Origin of the sequence: Pseudomonas sp. YuFO20 (assembly GCF_035064975.1) — a bacterium.
Lineage (GTDB): Bacteria > Pseudomonadota > Gammaproteobacteria > Pseudomonadales > Pseudomonadaceae > Aquipseudomonas > Aquipseudomonas putida_AE.
In genome coordinates this window covers 1-21550 of sequence record NZ_JAXDEO010000005.1, presented here as the reverse complement: position 1 = coordinate 21550, position 21550 = coordinate 1, and the positions used below count along the sequence as shown (strand labels likewise).

Genomic DNA, 21550 nt, shown 5'->3' with positions numbered 1-21550 from the left:
GAAAAGAAATTTGCCTCGACAAGAGGCAGCCTGGTGAGAAAGTGTCTATGAAAGCAGGTCTGTACCAACCAGATGAATTCAAGGATAACTGCGGTTTCGGCCTGATTGCCCATATGCAGGGCGAGCCCAGTCATACCCTTTTGCAAACGGCCATCGAGGCCCTGACCTGCATGACCCACCGCGGTGGGATTAATGCTGACGGCAAGACCGGTGACGGTTGCGGTCTGCTGATTCAAAAGCCGGACGTATTCCTGCGAGCCATCGCCCAGGAAACGTTCGGCGTCGAACTGCCCAAGCAATACGCGGTGGGCATGGTCTTCTTCAACCAGGACCCGGTCAAAGCCGAGGCTGCTCGCGAGAACATGAACCGCGAGATCCTGGCTGCCGGCCTGTCCCTCGTCGGCTGGCGCAAAGTGCCGATCGACACCAGCGTCCTCGGCCGCCTGGCCCTTGAGCGCCTGCCACAGATCGAGCAGGTGTACATCGGTGGCGAAGGCCTGAGCGACCAGGACATGGCCGTCAAGCTGTTCACCTCCCGTCGTCGTTCATCGGTGGCCAACGCCGCCGATACCGACCACTACGTCTGCAGCTTTTCGCACAAGACCATCATCTACAAAGGCCTGATGATGCCGGCGGACCTGACCGCCTTCTATCCAGACCTGAGCGATGAGCGCCTGCAAACTTCGATTTGCGTGTTCCACCAGCGCTTCTCCACCAACACCCTGCCGAAATGGCCGCTGGCTCAACCGTTCCGCTTCCTGGCGCACAACGGCGAAATCAACACCATCACCGGCAACCGCAACTGGGCCGTGGCCCGTCGCACCAAGTTCAGCAACGACCTGATGGACCTGGAAGAGCTCGGCCCGCTGGTCAACCGCGTCGGCTCCGACTCCTCGAGCATGGACAACATGCTGGAGCTGATGGTCACCGGTGGCATCGACCTGTTCCGTGGCGTGCGGATGATCATTCCGCCTGCGTGGCAGAACGTCGAGACGATGGACCCGGATCTGCGTGCGTTCTACGAATACAACTCGATGCACATGGAGCCGTGGGACGGCCCGGCCGGCGTGGTAATGACCGACGGTCGCTACGCGGTGTGCCTGCTCGACCGTAACGGTCTGCGTCCGGCGCGTTGGGTCACCACCAAGAACGGTTTCATCACCCTGGCGTCGGAAATCGGTGTCTGGAACTACCAGCCTGAAGACGTGATCGCCAAGGGCCGCGTTGGCCCGGGCCAGATCTTTGCCGTGGACACCGAAACCGGTCAGATCCTCGACACCGATGCGATCGACAACCGCCTGAAGTCCCGTCATCCGTACAAGCAATGGCTGCGCAAGAATGCCCTGCGCATCCAGGCGACCATGGAGGACAACGACCACGGTTCGGCGTTCTACGACGTCGATCAGCTCAAGCAATACATGAAGATGTACCAGGTCACGTTCGAAGAGCGCGACCAAGTGCTGCGTCCACTGGGCGAGCAAGGCTACGAAGCCGTAGGCTCGATGGGCGACGATACGCCGATGGCCGTGCTGTCCCAGCGCGTGCGTACGCCGTACGACTATTTCCGCCAGCAGTTCGCGCAGGTGACCAACCCGCCGATCGACCCGCTGCGTGAAGCCATCGTCATGTCGCTGGAGATCTGCCTCGGTGCCGAGCGCAACATCTTCCAGGAGTCGCCGGAACACGCGTCGCGCGTGATCCTCAGCTCGCCGGTCATTTCCCCGGCCAAGTGGCGCTCGCTGATGAACCTCGATCGTCCGGGCTTCGAACGCCAGAAAATCGACCTCAACTACGACGAAAGCATCGGCCTGGAAGCTGCGATCCGCAATGTTGCCGATCAGGCTGAAGAAGCCGTGCGCGCCGGTCGTACGCAGATCGTCCTGAGTGACCGTCACATTGCCCCGGGCAAGTTGCCGATCCACGCCTCCCTGGCCACCGGTGCGGTACACCACCGCCTGACCGAGAAGGGCCTGCGTTGCGACTCCAACATCCTGGTGGAAACCGCAACCGCGCGTGACCCGCACCACTTCGCCGTGCTGATCGGTTTCGGCGCCTCTGCCGTTTATCCGTTCCTGGCGTATGAAGTGCTGGGCGACCTGATCCGTACCGGTGAAGTGCTGGGCGACCTCTACGAGGTGTTCAAGAACTACCGTAAAGGCATCACCAAGGGCCTGCTGAAGATCCTGTCGAAGATGGGTATCTCGACCATCACGTCGTACCGTGGCGCTCAACTGTTCGAAGCCATCGGCCTGTCCGAGGAAGTCTGCAACCTGAGCTTCAAGGGCGTACCGAGCCGCATCAAGGGTGCGCGTTTCGTCGATATCGAAGCCGAGCAGAAAGCCCTGGCCACCGAAGCCTGGAGCCCGCGCAAGCCGATCCAGCAGGGCGGCCTGCTGAAATTCGTCCACGGTGGCGAATATCACGCCTACAACCCGGACGTGGTCAACACCCTGCAAGCCGCTGTGCAGCAGGGCGACTACAGCAAGTTCAAGGAATACACATCGCTGGTGGACAACCGCCCGGTGTCGATGATCCGCGACCTGCTGAAAGTCAAAACCCTCGACACGCCATTGGATATCAGCGAGATCGAACCGCTGGAGTCGGTGCTCAAGCGCTTCGACTCCGCCGGTATCTCCCTGGGCGCCCTGTCGCCTGAAGCTCACGAAGCCCTGGCCGAAGCCATGAACCGCCTGGGTGCGCGTTCCAACTCCGGCGAAGGCGGCGAAGACCCGGCGCGCTACGGCACCATCAAGAGCTCGAAAATCAAGCAGGTTGCCACCGGCCGTTTCGGTGTGACTCCGGAATACCTGGTCAACGCTGAAGTGCTGCAGATCAAGGTCGCCCAGGGCGCCAAGCCAGGCGAGGGCGGTCAGCTGCCAGGGGGCAAGGTCAACGGTCTGATCGCCAAGCTGCGTTACGCAGTGCCGGGCGTGACCCTGATCTCGCCGCCACCGCACCACGACATCTACTCGATCGAAGACTTGTCGCAGCTGATTTTCGACTTGAAACAAGTCAACCCGAAGGCGCTGGTTTCCGTGAAGCTGGTAGCGGAAGCGGGCGTCGGCACCATCGCCGCCGGTGTGGCCAAGGCCTATGCGGACTTGATCACCATCTCCGGCTACGATGGCGGTACCGGTGCATCGCCGCTGACCTCGATCAAATACGCGGGCGCTCCGTGGGAACTCGGCCTGGCCGAAACCCACCAGACCCTGCGCGGCAACGACCTGCGCGGCAAAGTCCGGGTACAAACTGACGGCGGCCTGAAAACCGGCCTCGACGTGATCAAGGCGGCCATCCTTGGCGCTGAAAGCTTCGGCTTCGGCACTGCGCCAATGATCGCCCTGGGCTGCAAATACCTGCGCATCTGCCACCTGAACAACTGCGCCACCGGCGTCGCGACCCAGAACGAGAAGCTGCGCAAGGATCACTACATCGGTACCGTCGACATGGTGGTGAACTTCTTCACCTACGTCGCCGAAGAAACCCGTGAGTGGCTGGCCAAGCTGGGCGTGCGCTCCCTCGAAGAGCTGATCGGCCGTACCGATCTGCTGGAAGTCCTCGAAGGCCAGACCGCCAAGCAGCATCACCTCGACCTGACTCCGTTGCTGGGCAGCGATCACGTGCCGGCGGACAAGCCGCAGTTCTGCGGCGTGGAACGTAACCCGCCGTTCGACAAGGGTCTGCTGGCCGAGAAAATGGTCGACATGGCCACCTCGGCGATCAACGACAAGAGCGGCGCCGAATTCGCCCTGGATATCTGCAACTGCGACCGTTCCATCGGCGCGCGGATCTCCGGTGACATCGCCCGTAAGCACGGCAACCAGGGCATGGCTAACGCGCCGATTACGTTCCGCTTCAAAGGCACGGCCGGTCAGAGCTTCGGTGTGTGGAACGCCGGCGGCCTGAACATGTACCTGGAAGGTGACGCCAACGACTACGTCGGCAAGGGCATGACCGGCGGCAAGCTGGTGATCGTTCCGCCGAAGGGCAGCATCTACAAGACCCAGGACAGTGCCATCATCGGCAACACCTGTCTGTACGGCGCCACTGGCGGCAAGCTGTTCGCCGCCGGTACCGCGGGTGAGCGTTTTGCCGTGCGTAACTCCGGTGCCCACACCGTCGTGGAAGGCACTGGCGATCACTGCTGCGAGTACATGACCGGTGGTTTCGTCTGCGTCCTGGGCAAGACCGGTTATAACTTCGGCTCTGGCATGACCGGCGGTTTCGCCTACGTGCTCGACCAGGACAACACATTCGTTGACCGGGTCAACCACGAACTGGTGGAAATCCAGCGGATCAGCGGCGAGGCGATGGAAGCCTACCGTAGCCACCTGCAACGCGTGCTGAACGAGTACGTCGAGGAAACCGACAGCGAGTGGGGTCGTGAGCTCGCCGAGAACCTCGATGATTACGTGCGTCGTTTCTGGCTGGTCAAGCCCAAGGCTGCCAACCTGAAGTCGTTGCTTTCCAGCACCCGTGCCAACCCGCAGTGATATGCGCCTGAAGAGTTTGATGAGGTTTTAAAATGGCTGAACGTCTGAATAATGACTTCCAGTTCATCGAGGTCGGGCGCAAGGATCCGAAGAAGAAACTGTTGCGTCAACGCAAGAAAGAGTTCGTGGAAATCTACGAACCGTTCAAACCCCAGCAGTCGGCCGACCAGGCCCACCGCTGCCTGGGTTGCGGTAACCCGTATTGCGAATGGAAGTGCCCGGTGCACAACTTCATTCCCAACTGGCTGAAGCTGGTGGCCGAGGGCAACATCCTCCAGGCCGCCGAACTGTCGCACCAGACCAATACCCTGCCGGAAGTCTGCGGCCGGGTGTGCCCACAGGACCGTCTGTGCGAGGGTGCCTGCACCCTCAACGACGGCTTCGGCGCGGTGACCATCGGTTCGGTGGAGAAGTACATCACCGACACCGCGTTCGCCATGGGCTGGCGCCCGGACATGTCCAAGGTCAAGCCAACCGGCAAGCGTGTCGCGATCATCGGTGCGGGCCCGGCGGGCCTGGGCTGTGCCGACGTGCTGGTGCGCGGCGGCGTGACCCCGGTGGTGTTCGACAAGAACCCGGAAATCGGCGGTCTGCTGACCTTCGGCATCCCCGAGTTCAAGCTGGAAAAGACCGTGCTGAGCAATCGCCGCGAAGTCTTCACTGGCATGGGCATCCAGTTCCGCCTCAACACCGAGGTGGGCAAGGACGTGACCATGGAGCAACTGCTCGAAGAATACGATGCCGTATTCATGGGCATGGGCACCTACACCTACATGAAGGGCGGCTTCGCCGGTGAAGACCTGCCGGGCGTGTACGACGCGCTGGACTTCCTGATCGCCAACGTCAACCGCAACCTGGGCTTTGAAAAGTCGCCGGAAGATTTCGTCGACATGAAAGGCAAGAAGGTCGTGGTACTGGGCGGTGGCGACACGGCGATGGACTGCAACCGAACCTCGATCCGCCAGGGCGCCAAATCGGTGACCTGCGCCTATCGTCGTGACGAAGCGAACATGCCAGGCTCGCGCAAAGAGGTGAAGAACGCCAAGGAAGAAGGCGTGAAATTCCTCTACAACCGCCAGCCGATCGCCATCGTTGGCGAAGACAAGGTCGAAGGCGTGAAAGTGGTCGAGACCCGTCTCGGCGAACCGGACGCCCGTGGCCGTCGCAGCCCCGAGCCGATCCCGGGCTCCGAAGAGATCATCCCGGCCGACGCCGTGGTCATCGCCTTCGGTTTCCGCCCAAGCCCGGCGCCGTGGTTCGAGCAGTTCAGCATCCAGACCGACAGCCAGGGCCGCGTCGTCGCCCCGGAACAAGGCCAGTACAAGCACCAGACCAGCAACCCGAAAATCTTCGCCGGTGGCGATATGGTGCGCGGTTCCGACCTGGTGGTGACGGCGATCTTCGAAGGCCGTAATGCGGCTGAAGGGATTCTGGATTACCTGGGCGTCTGATCACTTCCTGAAGCTGGAATGCGGTCAAAATGTGGGAGCGGGCTTGCTCGCGAAGAGGGAGTGCCAGTCGACAGTTTTGTTGCCTGACACACCGCATTCGCGAGCAAGCCCGCTCCCACAGTTGTTTCGTGGCGTTACCAATGCCGCGTTTACAGCGCGACAAATTGACCCGATAGACAAAAGGCTGACCTGCATCCGTGCCTTTTACGTCCGGCTCTGAGAAAATGCCCGCACTTTTTTTCCGGATGCCGACATGACTGCCCTGAAGAACGACCGTTTCCTGCGCGCCCTGCTCAAGCAACCCGTAGACGTCACCCCCGTGTGGATGATGCGTCAGGCCGGTCGCTACCTGCCTGAATACCGCGCCAGCCGTGCCAAGGCCGGCGATTTCATGAGCCTGTGCATGAACCCGGCGTTCGCTTGCGAAGTCACGATGCAACCGCTCGACCGCTATCCGCAGCTGGACGCGGCGATCCTGTTCTCCGACATCCTGACCATTCCCGATGCCATGGGCCAAGGCCTGTACTTTGAAACCGGCGAAGGTCCGCGCTTCAGGAAAGTCGTCAGCACCTTGGCCGACATCGAGGCCCTGCCGATTCCTGATCCGCACAAAGACCTGGGCTATGTGATGGACGCGGTCAGCACCATCCGCCGCGAACTGAACGGCCGCGTGCCGCTGATCGGCTTCTCCGGCAGCCCGTGGACCCTGGCCACCTACATGGTCGAAGGCGGCTCGTCGAAAGACTACCGCAAGACCAAAACCATGCTCTACGACAACCCGCAAGCCTTGCACCTGCTGCTGGACAAGCTCGCGCAGACCGTCACCAGCTACCTCAACGGCCAGATCATGGCCGGTGCGCAAGCGGTGCAGATCTTCGACAGCTGGGGTGGCAGCCTCTCGGCGGCGGCGTACCAGGAATTCTCCCTGGCCTACATGAAGAAAATCGTCAGCGGCCTGATCCGCGAGCACGAAGGCCGCAAGGTGCCGGTCATCCTGTTCACCAAGAATGGTGGCCTGTGGCTGGAAAGCATCGCCGACGCTGGCGCGGATGCACTGGGCCTGGACTGGACCTGCGACATCGGCAGCGCCCGTGAACGTGTCGGCAGCAAAGTTGCCCTGCAAGGCAACATGGACCCAACCGTGCTTTACGCCAAGCCGGAAGCGATCCGCGCCGAAGTCGGACGCATCCTCGCCAGCTACGGCAAGGGCAGCGGCCATGTGTTCAATCTCGGCCATGGGATCACCCCGGAAGTCGATCCGGAACACGCCGGCGCCTTCCTGCGCGCGGTGCATGAGTTGTCGGCGCAGTATCACGAATAATTGCTTTAAGTTGTTTTAAAGCCCGTTCGGCCTGCTGCCTGACGGGCTTTTTTATATATTAAATTGTTCATCCTCAGTCAAATTGTTGCCTCTTGTAAGATTTTTTTCATTCTGTGTCAGATAAACAATTAAATGGAAAAGTCCTCGTGTAAGTAGCGATTTTCCCTACATATAAATCGATTTCATCCAAGTAGATTTACAGATCAGTGCTCACCATTGTTGAGCTCAATTGCATTTAACGGCGCAAGCAATACGCGCCCTGATCTTCGATAAGCAATCTGGAATTTATTGGATGAAAAGTACTTACTACAAGGGAAGTGCGTTGGCCGGCTGCACTTCTTCAATGATCCTGTTATCGGCAATATTGGTGTCACAAAGTGTTTCCGCGCATGGCTATCTGGAAGTACCGCCTTCCCGTGCACTGCTTTGCCAAAAAGGCGTGAATACCAATTGCGGTGGCGCCCAATACGAACCTCAAAGTGTCGGTGAAACCTTCAAGGGTTTTCCTTCGGGTGTTGGCGGCGCGCCTCTGCAAGGGCCGGTCGATGGCAAGATCCCGAGTGGTGGTCACTCGTTGTTCTCGGCGCTGGACGCCCAATCGGCCACCCGTTGGCAGATGACGGAAATCAAGGATCGCAACATCGATTTCCAGTGGCGCTACACGGCGGTGCATCCGGCCACCAAACATGAGTATTTCATCACCCGCAACGGCTGGAACCCGAACGAAGCACTCAAGCGGGCAACGTTCGAAAGCACGCCGTTCTGCACCATCGATGGCAGCAACCAGAGGCCGGAGTCGGGTGCCAAACACAACTGCAACATCCCCAACGACAAAACCGGTCAACACGTCATCCTGGCGATCTGGACGGTCGGTGATACCGATGCAGCTTTTTATAATGCCGCGGATGTGAACATCCTGGCCGAGCCGGAACTTCCGGGCGGTTGGTCTTCCGTGGGCAGTATCGCGCCGTCAACCTCGTTGCTGGTCGGTGACAAGGTCAAGGCCCGCGCGTTCACCGCTAATGGCGAAAGCCCCGACTACAGCGTTGAAATTTCCATCAATAGTGCAGAGGAAGGCGCGCCAAACAACTGGTCGTTCAAGTTGGCAGAAGCCATCAACAAGGCTCATGCCCTTATCCGTGCGGGCGTCCGAGATGAAAACGGCACGATCGAACCGGTCAAGGGCAACAACAGCGTGTATGCGCAAAAAGACAGCGGCGTAATACGCTACGAAGTGCAGTTGAAGATGCAGGAAGATGCTGCGGCTCGACTGTCGGTCGCTTCCCGGCAAGCTGAGTATCTGTTGGAAAAAGGTGTGGCCAGGATCGATTTCAGTATCCTTTCCAATCGCAAGATGAACGTCGAAGCGACGCTGTTCGATGAGGGCAACAAGCCGGTAGGCTCCACTTCCGCGCAAGCGGACAGCGGCTCGTCCTGGCTGGCCATCGATGTTCGCAGCAACCCCGGCAAGCACACCCTGACGCTGGTCGGCACGACCCTGGATGGCCGGACCATCCGCCAGGATACCCAGGTGACCCAACTGACCGGTGAAGGCGCCGGTGCCGACTACGACTTCGTGTTCCCGGAAGGCCTCAGCGAGTACACCGCCGGTACCAAGGTGTTGCAGCCGAAGACTAATGAAGTCTTTGAGTGCAAGCCATTCCCCGCGTCCGGTTATTGCAAGCAGTACAGCCCGTCTGCCAATGGTTTCGAACCTGGTACTGGCATCGGTCCGCATTGGCACATGGCCTGGGACAAACTCTAAGTCCCTCGCAGTACTTCAGGTGACCTGAAAAGGTTGCCTGAAGCTTCACTTTTTTATCGAGTTGCGAATGACGGTTTCGGGTTATCGAACGGCTCGAGTGAGCCACTCGTGAAGAATTCGGGGAAGGTGATGAGTCGTCTTGGCCTGCTGGTCATGCCGCTGGGTTATGCAGCGCTGCTGATCTGGCAGGAGTGGCACTTTCGTGAGCGCCTCGCCTCGCCGCCGCTGCCGGTGGTGGCGCCAGCCTCTGTTCCCGCCCCTGTAGCGCTGGATGCTACTGCGGTGGCAGCGGTGCTGGGGCTGACGCAAGGCACCTCATTGCTGGCCAGTGCCGAGCCGCTGACCTTGCAGGCCAGTTTTATCCTCAGCAGCGGTTTGTCCAAAGCGTTGCTCGCCGATGCCCAAGGCTCGCGTATGTACCTGGTGGGCGAACGCTTGCCCGGTGGCAGCGTCCTGCGTCGCGTCGAAGCCAATCAAGTGGTGCTGTGGAACAAGGGGCGGGAAGAGCGATTAACGCTGCAACCGCCTGTCGCGCGCTTCCTTCGCCGACTCGGGTCGCCAGGCGACGGCCAGGCTTCGGCTATTTCTACGCGTTATCTACGCCCGGTTTCCGGGCCGTCAGAGTGATCAACATCATGAACTGTTTTATTGGCGTGCAGGCCTTGCGCTCCATGCTTGTACTTGTCGTTCTGGCGAGCCTGGCCTTGTCGGGTACGTCGCAGGCGGCGCAAGAAAAGTGGCAGCTGGCGATGAACAACGCCGAGCTGCGCGACATCGTCGAAGAGATCTCCGGCATTTTGGGAACCACCGTGGTGCTTGATCCCAGGGTCTCCGGACGCATCACCGTCATGTCTCAACAAGCCCTTGATCGCGAAGGCGTCCGCCGCTTGTTCTACGGGGTGCTCGACGCCCACAACTTCACGGTGATCGATGAAGGTGACCGGATCCTGATCACGCCAGTAACCGAAGCCAGGACGCGCGCCGGCACCAGCCCTGCAAAAAACGCAACGCCCTCGCAATTTGTCACCCGGGTGATCGAGCTCAATAACAGCAGTGCCGCCGACATCGCCGGGCTGGTCCGGCCATTGGTCTCGGCCAACGGTTATGTCGGGCCATCCGTGTCGGCCAATGCGGTGGTGGTCACGGAGACGGCGGCCAACGCGCATCGCATCGTCCAGGTCATCCGCCAGCTGGACTCCGGACAAGGCAACATGCACGCGGTGGTGCAATTGCGCCACGCCCGGGCCAGTGACGTGGCCCCCGTGATGGAAGCTTCCCTGGGCAAGCGCACTCCCGAGAGCGCGATCCAGGTATTGGCCGACAGCAGAACCAACCGCCTGATCCTGATTGGCCCGTCAGCCGTTCGCCAACGCTTGGCCGAGTTGGCACGCGGTCTCGATGTTCCTGCCACGGCGACTGCGGACAATGCCCGGGTGATCCGCCTGCGTCACAGCGATGCCAAGCAATTGGCGGAAATTCTGGAAAGCATGGGACAAGGCCGAAAAGCGCCTCCAGCCCTTGGCAGCAGCAAGGACACAGCGCCTGGCACGGCCTTCATGATCAAGGCCGACGAAAGCCAGAATGCGCTGGTGCTGATCGCCGAGCCGGAGCAGGTCAGGACCATCGAAAGCATCGTGCGCCAGTTGGACCAGCCGCGCGCGCAGGTGCTGATCCATGCCGCCATCGTCGAGATTTCCGGGGACATCGCCGAGGCCGTTGGCGTGCAATGGGGCTTTAGTACGGGGGATGCGAAAGGCTTCATCAATTTTCCCGGCACCGATATCCCGATTGTTGGCGGCCTGAATTTCGACGAGAAAAAATCCGCACCCGAAGGCGCGATTTTGCGCCTGGGCAGTGATCGCTTTGGCGCGTTGATTTCGGCCCTGGCCAGCAACACACACAGCAACCTGCTTTCTACACCAAGCCTGTTGACCCTGGACAACCAGGAAGCGCACATCATCGTCGGCCAGAACGTCCCGTTCAAGACCGGCTCCTACGCCACCAACAGCAACGGTGCGGACAATCCGTTCACCACCGTCGAACGCAAGGACGTGGGCATCAGCCTGAAGATCAAGCCTTACATCAACGAAGGTTCGACGCTGCGGCTGGAGGTCGAGCAGGAAGTGTCGGACATCGCGCCCTCGGTATCAGGCATCGACTCTTCGGACCTGATCACCAACAAGCGCGCCCTCAAGAGCACCATCCTGGCCGACGATGGCGAAATCATCGTGATTGGCGGGTTGATCAGGGACAGCGTCAGGACCCAGAAAAGCGGGGTGCCGCTGCTGCGGGATATTCCCTACCTGGGCGCTCTGTTTCGCTGGAACCGGGACACCCAGAGCAAAAGCAATCTCATGGTGTTCCTGCGGCCCACGATCGTTCGTAGCAAGGAGGACCTGAGCGGCATCAGCCAGCAACGTTACAACGCGCTGCGCGATTTGAGCCAGTCCGGCGCGCTGGATAACAACTCGTTGCTGTTGCCGGCGGATTCACGTCAGCTGTTCGAACCGGTTTCCGATGCGCCGATGTTCGACCTGCGCAAGCCGGCGCCGAACACGCCATGACCCAACTGCCCTTTGGTTTCGCCCGTCGGTTCGGTGTGCTGCTGGAGTGCGAAGGCGGCGAATCGAGCCTCGCGGTGCGGGCCGATACGCCGCTCACCGCTTTGGCGGAAGCCCGCCGGGTATGTGCTCGCGAGCTGCCGCTGCGGGTGCTGGCCCCCGAGGTATTTGCCACACGCCTGGAAGCCGCCTACCGCGAGGGCCAGAGTGCCGCCGAGCAGGTGGCCCAAGGGCTCGACGAAGAGCTGGACCTGCTCAGCCTGGTGGACAAGGTGCCGCAAACCGCTGATCTGCTGGAACAGCAGGGCGACGCGCCGATCATCCGCTTGATCAATGCGCTGCTCAGCGAGGCCATGCGCGAGCACGCCTCCGATGTGCATCTGGAAACCTTCGAGCAGTACCTGTCGGTGCGCATGCGGGTCGACGGGCAATTACGGGAAATGCTCCGGCCTCGACGCGAATTGGCGACGCTGCTGGTGTCGCGCATCAAGGTCATGGCGCGCCTGGATATCGCTGAAAAACGCGTGCCCCAGGATGGCCGGATGGCCTTGCGCCTGGCCGGGCATGAAGTCGATGTGCGGGTCTCGACCCTGCCCTCGGCACACGGCGAACGGGTGGTACTGCGCTTGCTCGACAAACAGGCCGGGCGCCTTGAGTTGTCGCGCCTGGGCATGCCGGAGGACATCCTGCGCGACCTGCGTCACTTGCTGGGCAAACCCCACGGCATTCTGCTGGTGACCGGGCCCACCGGTTCCGGCAAGACCACCAGCCTGTACGCCGCGCTCAACAGTCTGAACGACCAGACCCGCAACATCCTCACGGTCGAAGATCCCATTGAGTACCACCTGCCGGGCGTGGGGCAGATGCCGGTCAACCCGAAAGTCGACATGACCTTTGCCCGGGGCTTGCGGGCGATCCTGCGCCAGGATCCGGACGTGGTGATGGTCGGCGAAATCCGGGACCGCGAGACCGCTGAAATTGCCGTGCAGGCTTCCCTGACCGGTCACCTGGTGCTCTCGACGCTGCACACCAACAGTGCGGTCGGCGCGGTGACGCGCCTGATAGACATGGGGGTCGATGCCTACCTGCTGGCTTCGTCGCTGGTGGGGGTTTTGGCCCAGCGATTACTGCGCACCTTATGCCCTCATTGCAAGGCGCCTTATAGCGCGGATGCGAATGCCTGCCAGCGTCTGGGGCTGGGCGCATCACCGCTGCGGCTATTCCGCGCCGTGGGCTGTGAGCAGTGTCAGCACGGTTATCGCGGGCGCGTTGGCATCTATGAACTGATCAGCGTGACCCCGGCAGTGGCCGCGCTGATTCACCAGGGCGCCAGTGAACAGGCCATGGCCAACGAGGCGCGCCAGATGTCGCGCAGTCTGTTCCAGGACGGTCGCCAACGGGTGCTGGACGGGCTGACCAGTCTCGACGAGCTGCTGCGCGTGACTCGGGAGGACTAGTCAGTGCCGACATTCGATTACCGCGCCGAGGACGATCAGGGCAGGCGGCGCAAGGGGCGGCTGGAGGCCGATAATCCCCGGCATGCGCGGCAACTGTTGCGTGAGCGCGGGTTGTGGCCGCGCGACATAAAGGAAATCCGCGTCGCTGCTGGCGACAACAGGCCTGGACGGTTGAGCGCCGCCGATCTGGCACTGCTGACGCTGCAGTTGTCCACGCTGGTGCAGGCCGGTTTGCCCCTGGAAGAGTCCCTTGAGGCCGTGGCTAAACAGAGTGCCAAGCGCCGGGTTGCCAGTTTGCTCTCAGCGGTCAGGAGCCGGGTCATGGAAGGTCATGCCTTGGCCACTGCATTGGAGCAGTTTCCCAAGGCGTTCCCCGAACTGTTCCGCGCCACCGTGGCCGCCGGTGAGCGTTCCGGTCATCTGGGCCATGTACTGGAGCAATTGGCCGCGTATACCCAGGCCCGCCAGGCCTCACGGCAAAAAATCCAGATGGCGCTGGTGTACCCGTTGATCCTGATGTTGGCAAGCGTAGTCATCGTTGGCTTTCTGCTCGGCTACGTGGTGCCGGACGTGGTGAAGATTTTCGTCGACAGTGGCCAGGCGTTGCCGTGGTTGACTCGGGCGTTGATCCGCACCAGTGACGGCTTGCGCCACCATGGCCTGTTGTTGATCGCCGCGCTGGCGCTGTTGATCGCCCTCTGGCGCTGGAGTTTGAGGCAACAGGCCTGGCGCCTGCGCTGGCATCGCCTGGCGTTGAACCTGCCGGTCTGTGGCGACGTGCTGCGCGCGATGGAAGCCGCACGATTTGCCAGCACCCTGGCCATCCTCGGCAAAAGCGCCGTGCCCCTGGTCGATGCACTGGAAATCGCCGCTGCGGTGATCGGCAACCTGACCATCCGCGCGCGCATGGCCGATGTCGCCCGCTCGGTCCGCGAGGGTGGAACCCTGACCCATGGCCTGGAACTGAGCGGCGACATTCCGCCGATGATGCTGCACATGATCGCCAGTGGTGAACGGGCGGGCGAACTCGATCGTATGCTGGCCCGTGCCGCCGAACAACAGGAAAGCAGTCTGGCAGCGCGCATTGCCCTGGTGGTGAGCCTTTTCGAGCCGGCCATGCTCGTGCTGATGGGCGGCGTCGTGCTGCTGATCGTCCTGGCCATTCTGCTTCCGATTCTCAGCCTCAACCAATTGGTGAATTGACCCATGAATGCTCTGCGTCACAGAACGTCCCAGCACGGTTTTACCCTGATCGAGATCATGGTGGTGGTGGTCATCATCGGCATCCTGGGGGCCATCGTGGTGCCGCAGTTCATGAGCCGTCCCGATCAGGCCAAGGTCACCGCCGCCAGAGTCGATCTACAGGCCATCGGCACCGCCCTGGAAATGTATCGCCTCGACAACTTCCACTACCCCTCCACGCAACAAGGGCTGGAGGCCTTGAGCAAACGTCCTTCCGGGGTGCCGACACCGCGGAGCTGGAACCCGCAGGGTTACCTGAAAAGCTTGCCCGTTGACCCGTGGGGCACGCCCTATCAGTACCTCAATCCCGGCGTGAAATCGGACGATGGCGGCTATGACCTGTATTCCCTTGGCTCCGATGGCGTAGCGGGTGGCGAGGGGCACGCGTCGGAAATCGGCAACTGGGGTGGTTGAAGCATGCCACGCCGATGTCGGGGATTTACCTTGCTGGAAATGATGATCGTGATCGTCGTGATCGGCGTGCTGGTGGGCATGGTGAGTCTGGCTGCTGGCGTTAATCCGGCTCAGCAAGCCAGGCAGGAAGCGGGTGCGCTTGCTGGTTTCATACGCCAACTGCGTGAACAGGCAGTGCTCGAGGGGCGGGAATACGGTGTGCGACTGAGCGTCGAAGGATACCGGGCAATGCGCCTCGATGGGCGTGGCTGGGAGCCGCTGGCAGCCTTCTACCGATGGCCCGACGGCTTGCGCCTGAGCCTTGAACAGGAGGGCTATTCCATGAGCCTGGGCGCTGATGCCGGTCAACCCCAGATTCAGCTGTACAGCAGCGATGAAACCAGCACCTTCTCCCTGACGTTTGCTGGCAAAGACAGAGTCTGGGCGAGCCTGTCCAGCGATGGCGTCGGCGAGGTCATGATCGATGACTGAGCCATCGCGCATGGGTGGCTTCACCTTGCTTGAAGTCATGGTGGCCCTGGCGATTTTCGCAACCTTGGCCACCGCCGTGCTGTCCGCCAGCCAATACGTGGTGAGACAGGCGGGCGCTGCCGAGGAGCGCCTTCTCGCGGCCTGGGTGGCGGACAACCAACTGAACGAGTTGCGCCTGCAATCGTCCCCGGTGATTTCACAGTCCCAACGGGTGGTGAGCATGGGAGATCGCGACTGGGTTGTACGTCAATCCGTACGTATGGCGAGTGATCCGCATGGGTTGGCGGTCGAGGTCGAGGTCGGCCTTGCCGGTCGTGACCACAGCCTGTTCCGCGCCACCGGCTGGATGGCCAATCGGCATGAATGAGCAGGGCGGATTCACCCTGCTGGAACTGGTTATTGCCATTGCGATTTTCGCATTGCTGGGGCTGGCCAGCTGGACGCTGTTCGACAGTGTGGTGCGCGTGCAGCAGGGCACCCAGAGCCACGAACGAGAACTCAGAAAGCTGCAACGCGCCGTGGCAGTGATCGAACGCGACCTGCTGCACATCGCCCAACAGCCTGTGGTGCCTGACCCGACGCAGCTGCAACTGGTGCGCAGCAATTGGCGTAATCCACTGGACTTGCCACGCAGTGAGCGCCAGGTGCTGACCTATCGACTCGACAACGGCGTGCTGTGGCGCGACAGCCGGGCAGAAGGGGCGCAGAGCGTACAGCGACAGAAACTGCTGGACGATGTTCGAGACCTGCGTTGGCGCCTGTACGACAGTCAGGTCGGCTGGCGCGGTGATTGGCCGACCGGGCCGAACCAGAAGGCGCCCCTGGCGGTGGAAATGCAGGTGTCGGCAGGGCGTTTCGAAGCGATACGCCGAGTGCTGTCATTGCCGGGGTCATTTCCATGAGGGCCAATCAACGCGGCGTTGCATTGATCAGTGTGTTGCTGGTCATGAGCCTGGCGCTGTTGATCATCGGCGGCATGCTGCGCAGCCATCGCGCGTTACTGCAAAGCACCGGGCAACAGCTGCAGCAGATGCACCTGCGGCAACTTGGCGTCGCCGGGGAAGCCTGGGGCCTGGGCTTGCTCAAGGCCCAGCAAAAAGATAGCGACCCGATTGCCCAGCCATCCAGCGCTTTCGCTATTGAAGACGCGCAGATCCTTGTCGATATCGAGGACCTGGCCGGGCGCTTCAACGTCAATGCCCTGTTGATTCAGGGCCAGATCGACCAAGTCACGCTCAATCGCTGGATACGTTTGCTGGTGCTGCTCGAACTGCCGCCGTTGCAACTGGAGCAAGTGGGGGCGTTGCGCGAGCTCAGCCAATTGCGACTGCTTCCGGGTGTCGACGGTGAGTTGTTGAGTCGCCTGGCGCCCTGGGTCGCGCTGTTGCCGGTAGAGGCCGCGACGAACATCAACACGGCACCGGCGCTGGTGTTGCGCACGCTCGACGGTGTCGAGAGTACAACGGCCGAAGCCCTGATACGCCAGCGTGCCGCGGCAAGCTGGCCAAGCGTTCAAGCCTTTACCCAGGACCCGCTGTTATCCGGCTTGGGCTTGAGCAGCCATGGCCTGGGCGTTGACAGCCGCTGGTACCGGATCACCGTGCAAGTGACTCAGGGCCAGGGCCATCTGCGTCTGGCCACCGATGTCGAACGCGACCCGAAGACGCGACAACTGAACATCCTGCAACGGCGTGTCCTACCCTCGACCCTCAACGAGATACCGCAATGAAAACCTGGCTTTACCTGACGGCCGAAGGCTTGGCCCTGCCCACGCTCGCCTGGCCTTGTTGCCTATGGACCTCGACCGGCGAACGGCAGCTCTTGCCCTTGGACCAAGCGGCACAGGCACTGGTTGGGCAGGAGGTCGATGTGTTGCTGCCCATGGAGCTGTGCAGTTGGTTAATCAGTGATCCATGGCCGTCCAGGCGCCAGCCTGATGCCCAAGCCATCGCCTTCGCCGTCGAAGAGCAACTGAGCGAAGCCCTGGAAAAGCTGCACCTGAGCACCGGTGCGCGCGATGCACAAGGTCGCTACCCGGTGATGGTGATCGACCGCGAACGATTCGCCGACGTGCTCGCGCTGCTTGCCGGAGTGGGTGTTGTAGTGCGATCCGTGTTTGTCGATGCCGATGTGTTGCCCCGTGACCAGGCGCTCGGTATCCGCTGGTTTGGCCGCTGGTTGCTCGGGGGCGGCTTGCCGGCTCGCCTGACCTTGTCGGATGAGGATTTGCTGGCGCTCAAGCCGGGCTTGCCCATGGACGTGCAGTGGCGCGATGAGCGTCAGGACTGCCCTGATTTCGATCAATGGCTGGCCTCGGTGCATGGACAGGCAATCAATCTGTTGCACGGTGATTTCGCTGCGCGTCGCAAGCGCCTGCCCTGGCGGCTCGGCGGGCTGGTCGTACTGGCGCTGTTGCTGCTCGACTGGGGCGCCAGTGCGGCACGTATCGGTTTTCTCGAAAACCAGACCCGTCAGCTCTACAGCCGCAACGAGCAGCAATTCAAGGCGTTTTACCCGGACCAGACCCGCATCGTTGACCTGGGGTTACAACTCAAGGCCTTGCAAAGCCCGAATGCGGCCTCCCAGGATGGTCATATCGCCGGGCTGGTCAAGCTCGTCGAGCAAGTCATCGGTGCCAGCAACGTCGATGTCCAGCGCATTGAGTTTCGCGAAAGCGATGGCTGGAAAGTCCAGCTGACCGCCAACAGCTTTACCGAACTGGAGTTACTGCGCGAGCGTGGCCGTCAGCAAGGTTTGCCTGTGCGACTCGACAGCGCGAGCAAGGAAGGCGATCGGGTGCGGGCGACCCTGACCCTGGAGCAAGGCGCATGACTCTGAATGGTTTAATCCCATGGCTGGCGCTCCTGCAGCGCTGGCAACGCCTGTCGCTGCGCGAACGTCGGCTGTTGCTGATGTTGGGGGTGTTTGTCTTTGGCGTCGCGGCATTCAGCCTGATCTGGCAACCGACGCAGCAGCGCCTTGCGACTGCCGAGCGTCAGTACCATCAGCAACTGGCACTGGCGGCGCAACTGCAGCTGGCGCGTCCGCGCAGCACACGCGAACCTGTCACCCAGCCGCTGTCGCTGCACGTCAGTGAAAGCGCCACCGCGGCGGGGCTGGAACTGCATCAGGTCAACACCGACGGCGATCAGTTGCGCCTCAGTCTCAGCGGTGATGCCAAGGCCTTGCTGGCCTGGCTGGACCGCATCGAACGCAATGGCACCGTGTTGCAATCCTTGACCCTGGAAAAGCGCAACACGGTGCTGGAGGCGCGGATGGTACTCAGATAGTCGCGCCGGCTCCCGGCAGCGGCGGCAACTTCGCCAGTTTCAACGCCACCAGCAACGCCACCACCAGCAGCCCACCAATGAACAGACCGATGCCATTCCAGCCGCCCAGGTGCCAGAACACGCCGCCCGCCGTACCGGCAATGCTCCCCCCGGCGTAGTAGCAGAACAGGTACAAGGACGATGCCTGGCCCTTGGCCTTGATGGCACGGCGGCCGATCCAGCTGCTGGCGACCGAGTGGGCGCCGAAGAAACCGAACGTGAAGATCAGCATGCCGATGATCACCAGCGGCAATGGCGTGAACATCGTCAGGGCGAGACCGCCGAGCATCAGCGCGATCGTGCTCCAGAGCACTTTGCGGCGGCCGAGCCGGTCGGCCAGCGAGCCGATTTTCGCCGAGCTGTAGATACCCGAGAGGTACACCACCGAGAGCAGTCCGACGAAGGCCTGTTCCATGTGATAGGGCTCGGCCAGCAGGCGGTAGCCGACGTAGTTGAACAAGGTGACGAACGCCCCCATCAGCACAAAGGCTTCGAGGAACAGCAGCGGCAGGCCGGCGTCGCGAAAGTGCATGGTGAAACCGTCGACCAGGCTGCGCGGGTGCAGTGAGCGGGGGCGGAAGTTGCGTGATTCGGGGAGGATTTTCCAGAACACCGCTGCCGCCATCAGCGCCAGACCGCCGATCACCAGCATTGCCGTGTGCCAGCTGACGAAGTCGATCAGTACGCCGGTGATAAGACGCCCGCTCATCCCGCCAATGGCATTGCCGCCGATGTACAGGCCCATGGCGAGGCCGATGTGCTGCGGGTGAATCTCTTCGCTCAAATAGGTCATCGCCACCGCTGCCAGCCCGCTCAACGACAAACCGATCAACGCGCGCATGACCAGCACGCCGTGCCAGCTCGGCATCATCGCGCTGGCCATGGTGCACAGTGCGGCGGCAAACAGTGCCGCCACCATCACCGGTTTGCGGCCGATGCGGTCGGATATGGGGCCCGTGATCAGCAGGCCGATGGCAAGCATGCCTGTAGCCACCGACAGGATCAGGCTGCTCTGCGCCGCGTTGATGGAATATTCGTGGGACAACAGCGGCATCATCGGCTGCACGCAGTAGAGCAGGGCGAAGGTGGCGAAGCCGCCGCAGAACAGCGCCAGTACCGTGCGCATGAACGCAGGCGTGCCTTTTTCGATGTAGATCTCCGCCAGCTCGGCGACGACTTCGCCCTGTGCGGCAGGTGGAACTTCATGGGCGAGTGGAGCAACAGCAGTTTTCACGGTGGACCTCGGAGGAGCGCAGCCGGTCAGGCAATGAAAAAAGCATATAGCCGGCTAATGATTCAATCCAATATATTGTTCGACCTGTTTGATAGCTTTAACGACCTAATGGGGTGTTCATGGAATTGCGTCATCTGCGCTACTTCATCGCCGTCGCCGAAGAACTGCACTTCGGCCGCGCCGCGCAGGTGCTTGGCATCTCGCAACCGCCGCTGAGCCAGCAGATTCAGGCGTTGGAGCAGGAAGTCGGCGCACGCTTGTTCGAACGTACCAATCGTCGGGTCGAGCTGAGCGAGGCTGGTCGGCTGTTCCTGGAAGAGGCGCGGTTGGTGCTGGCGCAAGTGGACAAGGCGGCGGATGTCGCGCGGCGGGCACAGCTGGGCGAGCTGGGCGAACTGAAAATCGGCTTCACCTCTTCGGCACCGTTCAACTCGACCATTCCCCAGGCGATTTTTTCATTTCGCCAGCGTTTTCCGGCAGTGCACCTGAACCTACGGGAAATGAGCAGTACCCAGGTGGCCGATGCGCTGGTGGATGAGTCGATCGAAGTCGGCATCATGCGCCCGCTCGGGCTGCCCGATTCGCTCAGTGTGGTCGAGCTGATGCGCGAACCGCTGGTCGCCGTTCTCAGCTCAAAGCATCCATTGGCCAATGGCAGTGAAGACGGCTTGTTTCTGTCAGCACTGGCCCTCGAACCCTTCGTGTTCTTCCCGCGCAGCTACGGCAGCGGCCTGTACGCGCAACTGCTAAGCCTGGCCCGGGACGCCGGTTTCAGCCCGCACTTCGCCCAGGAGGCCGGCGAGGCGATGACCATCATCGGGCTGGTAGCGGCGGGGCTCGGTGTTTCGGTGCTGCCGGCGTCTTACCAGCGCATGCGCATCGACGGCGTGGTCTATCGGCCGCTGCTCGATCCAGCGGCGGTGTCGGCGGTGTGGCTGGTGCAGCGCAAGGACCAGAAATCGCCGATGGCTCGGGCGTTTGTCGAACTGCTCACACGCAAGGTTGAACCGCTGTAGGAGCGAGCTTGCTCGCGATGAACCAAAGCACACTGCGTGCACCCAGGAACCCCACGTCATCGTTAACGACCATCGCGAGCAGGCTCGCTCCCACAGGCTCAGATTTTTCGCCGCTGCTTGTGGGACATTTCTGAACTATCCCGGAGGGGCTACAGCGCCTTGCGGCGTTGCCTACAACTACTCCAGAATCGGCCGGCTTGTGCGTTTTGAGGGCCATCGGTAGCTTGAACCGGGTCACTGATTGTCAGTGATCGGGTTTAGTAGCCCGTTGTTTATACGAAACGCATTGGCGCTCCCGATAGGCAGGTATGCCAATACCTGCCCTTGACGGTAGCTGTGCGCAGGGCGCCTTTGGGCGCGCCGGTTCGTGTAACCCGGTCTACTAACCTGCGTACAGCTGCCACCCTTTCATCAGTAGCGATTCGGTGTGGCCCCCACTGTCAGGACGCTGAATCATGACCAATACCTCAAACCCACCGGATTCCGACCCAGACACTCCACACCAACCCAGCAATATCTTCCTCATCGCCCCCGAAATTGACAACCACACCCTGCTGGAATACGCCTGCGTTTCACTGGCATCAGCCAATGTCATGGCGAGCGACTTCGCGAGGAGCCTGAACGCCACGCAGAGCCACACACTGCTGGGGATTCAGCAATCGATCATGCTGGGGGAACTGGCGGTGAATCGGGTCCTGGATAACCTCGATCCACCCTGAAAAAACCATATTGCACGTTAGAAAAGATCGCAGCCTGCGGCAGCTCCTACAGGTGTACACCATTCCCTGTAGGAGCT

18 protein-coding genes are annotated in these 21550 nt (G+C 61.4%); 17 read left to right on the top strand and 1 reads right to left on the bottom strand.

The features are described from left to right. Positions 1–47: 47 nt before the first annotated feature. The 15 genes from gltB to gspM all read left to right on the top strand — a co-directional run bounded on the left by gltB (position 48) and on the right by gspM (position 18465). On the top strand, positions 48–4493 hold the full coding sequence (gene gltB, locus SOP85_RS04095) for a glutamate synthase large subunit (RefSeq protein WP_323606483.1): 4446 nt from the start codon (positions 48–50) through the stop codon (positions 4491–4493). Between the two features lie 32 nt (positions 4494–4525). Further along, a complete protein-coding gene (locus tag SOP85_RS04090; RefSeq protein WP_175389976.1) occupies positions 4526–5944 on the top strand; it encodes an FAD-dependent oxidoreductase in 1419 nt (472 codons plus the stop codon). A 253-nt stretch (positions 5945–6197) separates the two neighbouring features. Beyond that, positions 6198–7265 carry a uroporphyrinogen decarboxylase gene (gene hemE, locus SOP85_RS04085; protein WP_274076089.1) on the top strand — a complete coding sequence of 356 codons (1068 nt, stop codon included), beginning with the start codon at positions 6198–6200 and terminating at the stop codon, positions 7263–7265. Positions 7266–7557: 292 nt separating this feature from the next. Further along, complete coding sequence (gbpA, locus tag SOP85_RS04080) at positions 7558–9030, top strand: N-acetylglucosamine-binding protein GbpA (RefSeq protein WP_323626163.1); 1473 nt, start codon at positions 7558–7560, stop codon at positions 9028–9030. Positions 9031–9159: 129 nt separating this feature from the next. Further along, positions 9160–9657: a type II secretion system protein N gene (locus SOP85_RS04075; protein ID WP_323626162.1), complete on the top strand. Its 498-nt coding sequence runs from the start codon at positions 9160–9162 to the stop codon at positions 9655–9657. Positions 9658–9665: 8 nt separating this feature from the next. Further along, complete coding sequence (gene gspD, locus SOP85_RS04070) at positions 9666–11594, top strand: type II secretion system secretin GspD (protein ID WP_323626161.1); 1929 nt, start codon at positions 9666–9668, stop codon at positions 11592–11594. Beyond that, on the top strand, positions 11591–13048 hold the full coding sequence (gspE, locus tag SOP85_RS04065; RefSeq protein ID WP_323626160.1) for a type II secretion system ATPase GspE: 1458 nt from the start codon (positions 11591–11593) through the stop codon (positions 13046–13048). The genes gspD and gspE overlap by 4 nt, the downstream gene beginning before the upstream one ends. Before the next feature lie 3 nt (positions 13049–13051). Beyond that, positions 13052–14251, top strand: coding sequence for a type II secretion system inner membrane protein GspF (gspF, locus tag SOP85_RS04060; protein WP_323626159.1), 1200 nt, complete (start codon positions 13052–13054; stop codon positions 14249–14251). Positions 14252–14254: 3 nt separating this feature from the next. Then, positions 14255–14704 carry a type II secretion system major pseudopilin GspG gene (gene gspG, locus SOP85_RS04055; protein WP_323626158.1) on the top strand — a complete coding sequence of 150 codons (450 nt, stop codon included), beginning with the start codon at positions 14255–14257 and terminating at the stop codon, positions 14702–14704. Positions 14705–14707: 3 nt separating this feature from the next. Next, complete coding sequence (gene gspH / locus SOP85_RS04050) at positions 14708–15175, top strand: type II secretion system minor pseudopilin GspH (RefSeq protein WP_323626157.1); 468 nt, start codon at positions 14708–14710, stop codon at positions 15173–15175. Next, on the top strand, positions 15168–15542 hold the full coding sequence (gspI, locus tag SOP85_RS04045) for a type II secretion system minor pseudopilin GspI (protein ID WP_274076082.1): 375 nt from the start codon (positions 15168–15170) through the stop codon (positions 15540–15542). Before gspH ends, gspI begins: the two co-directional genes overlap by 8 nt. Further along, positions 15535–16077, top strand: a complete 543-nt coding sequence (locus tag SOP85_RS04040; protein ID WP_323626156.1) for a type II secretion system protein GspJ — start codon at positions 15535–15537, stop codon at positions 16075–16077. The genes gspI and SOP85_RS04040 overlap by 8 nt, the downstream gene beginning before the upstream one ends. Continuing rightward, positions 16074–16904, top strand: a complete 831-nt coding sequence (locus SOP85_RS04035) for a type II secretion system protein GspK (RefSeq protein ID WP_323626155.1) — start codon at positions 16074–16076, stop codon at positions 16902–16904. Before SOP85_RS04040 ends, SOP85_RS04035 begins: the two co-directional genes overlap by 4 nt. After that, the gene (gene gspL, locus SOP85_RS04030) at positions 16901–18007 is read left to right on the top strand and encodes a type II secretion system protein GspL (protein ID WP_323626154.1); all 1107 of its coding nucleotides are present in this window, start codon (positions 16901–16903) and stop codon (positions 18005–18007) included. Before SOP85_RS04035 ends, gspL begins: the two co-directional genes overlap by 4 nt. Continuing rightward, positions 18004–18465 carry a type II secretion system protein GspM gene (gspM, locus tag SOP85_RS04025; RefSeq protein ID WP_323626153.1) on the top strand — a complete coding sequence of 154 codons (462 nt, stop codon included), beginning with the start codon at positions 18004–18006 and terminating at the stop codon, positions 18463–18465. The genes gspL and gspM overlap by 4 nt, the downstream gene beginning before the upstream one ends. On the opposite strand, the gene SOP85_RS04020 is transcribed toward gspM, so the two are convergent. Next, entirely contained in the window at positions 18458–19738 is a 1281-nt protein-coding gene (locus tag SOP85_RS04020) for an MFS transporter (protein ID WP_274076077.1), read from the bottom strand. The two genes, gspM and SOP85_RS04020, sit on opposite strands and share 8 nt — an antisense overlap. 119 nt (positions 19739–19857) lie before the next feature. On the opposite strand from SOP85_RS04020, the gene SOP85_RS04015 reads away from it, so the two are divergent. Then, positions 19858–20754: a LysR family transcriptional regulator gene (locus SOP85_RS04015; protein WP_323626152.1), complete on the top strand. Its 897-nt coding sequence runs from the start codon at positions 19858–19860 to the stop codon at positions 20752–20754. 455 nt (positions 20755–21209) lie between these two features. Continuing rightward, entirely contained in the window at positions 21210–21473 is a 264-nt protein-coding gene (locus SOP85_RS04010; protein WP_323606470.1) for a DUF6124 family protein, read from the top strand. The last annotated feature ends 77 nt before the right edge of the window (positions 21474–21550 follow it).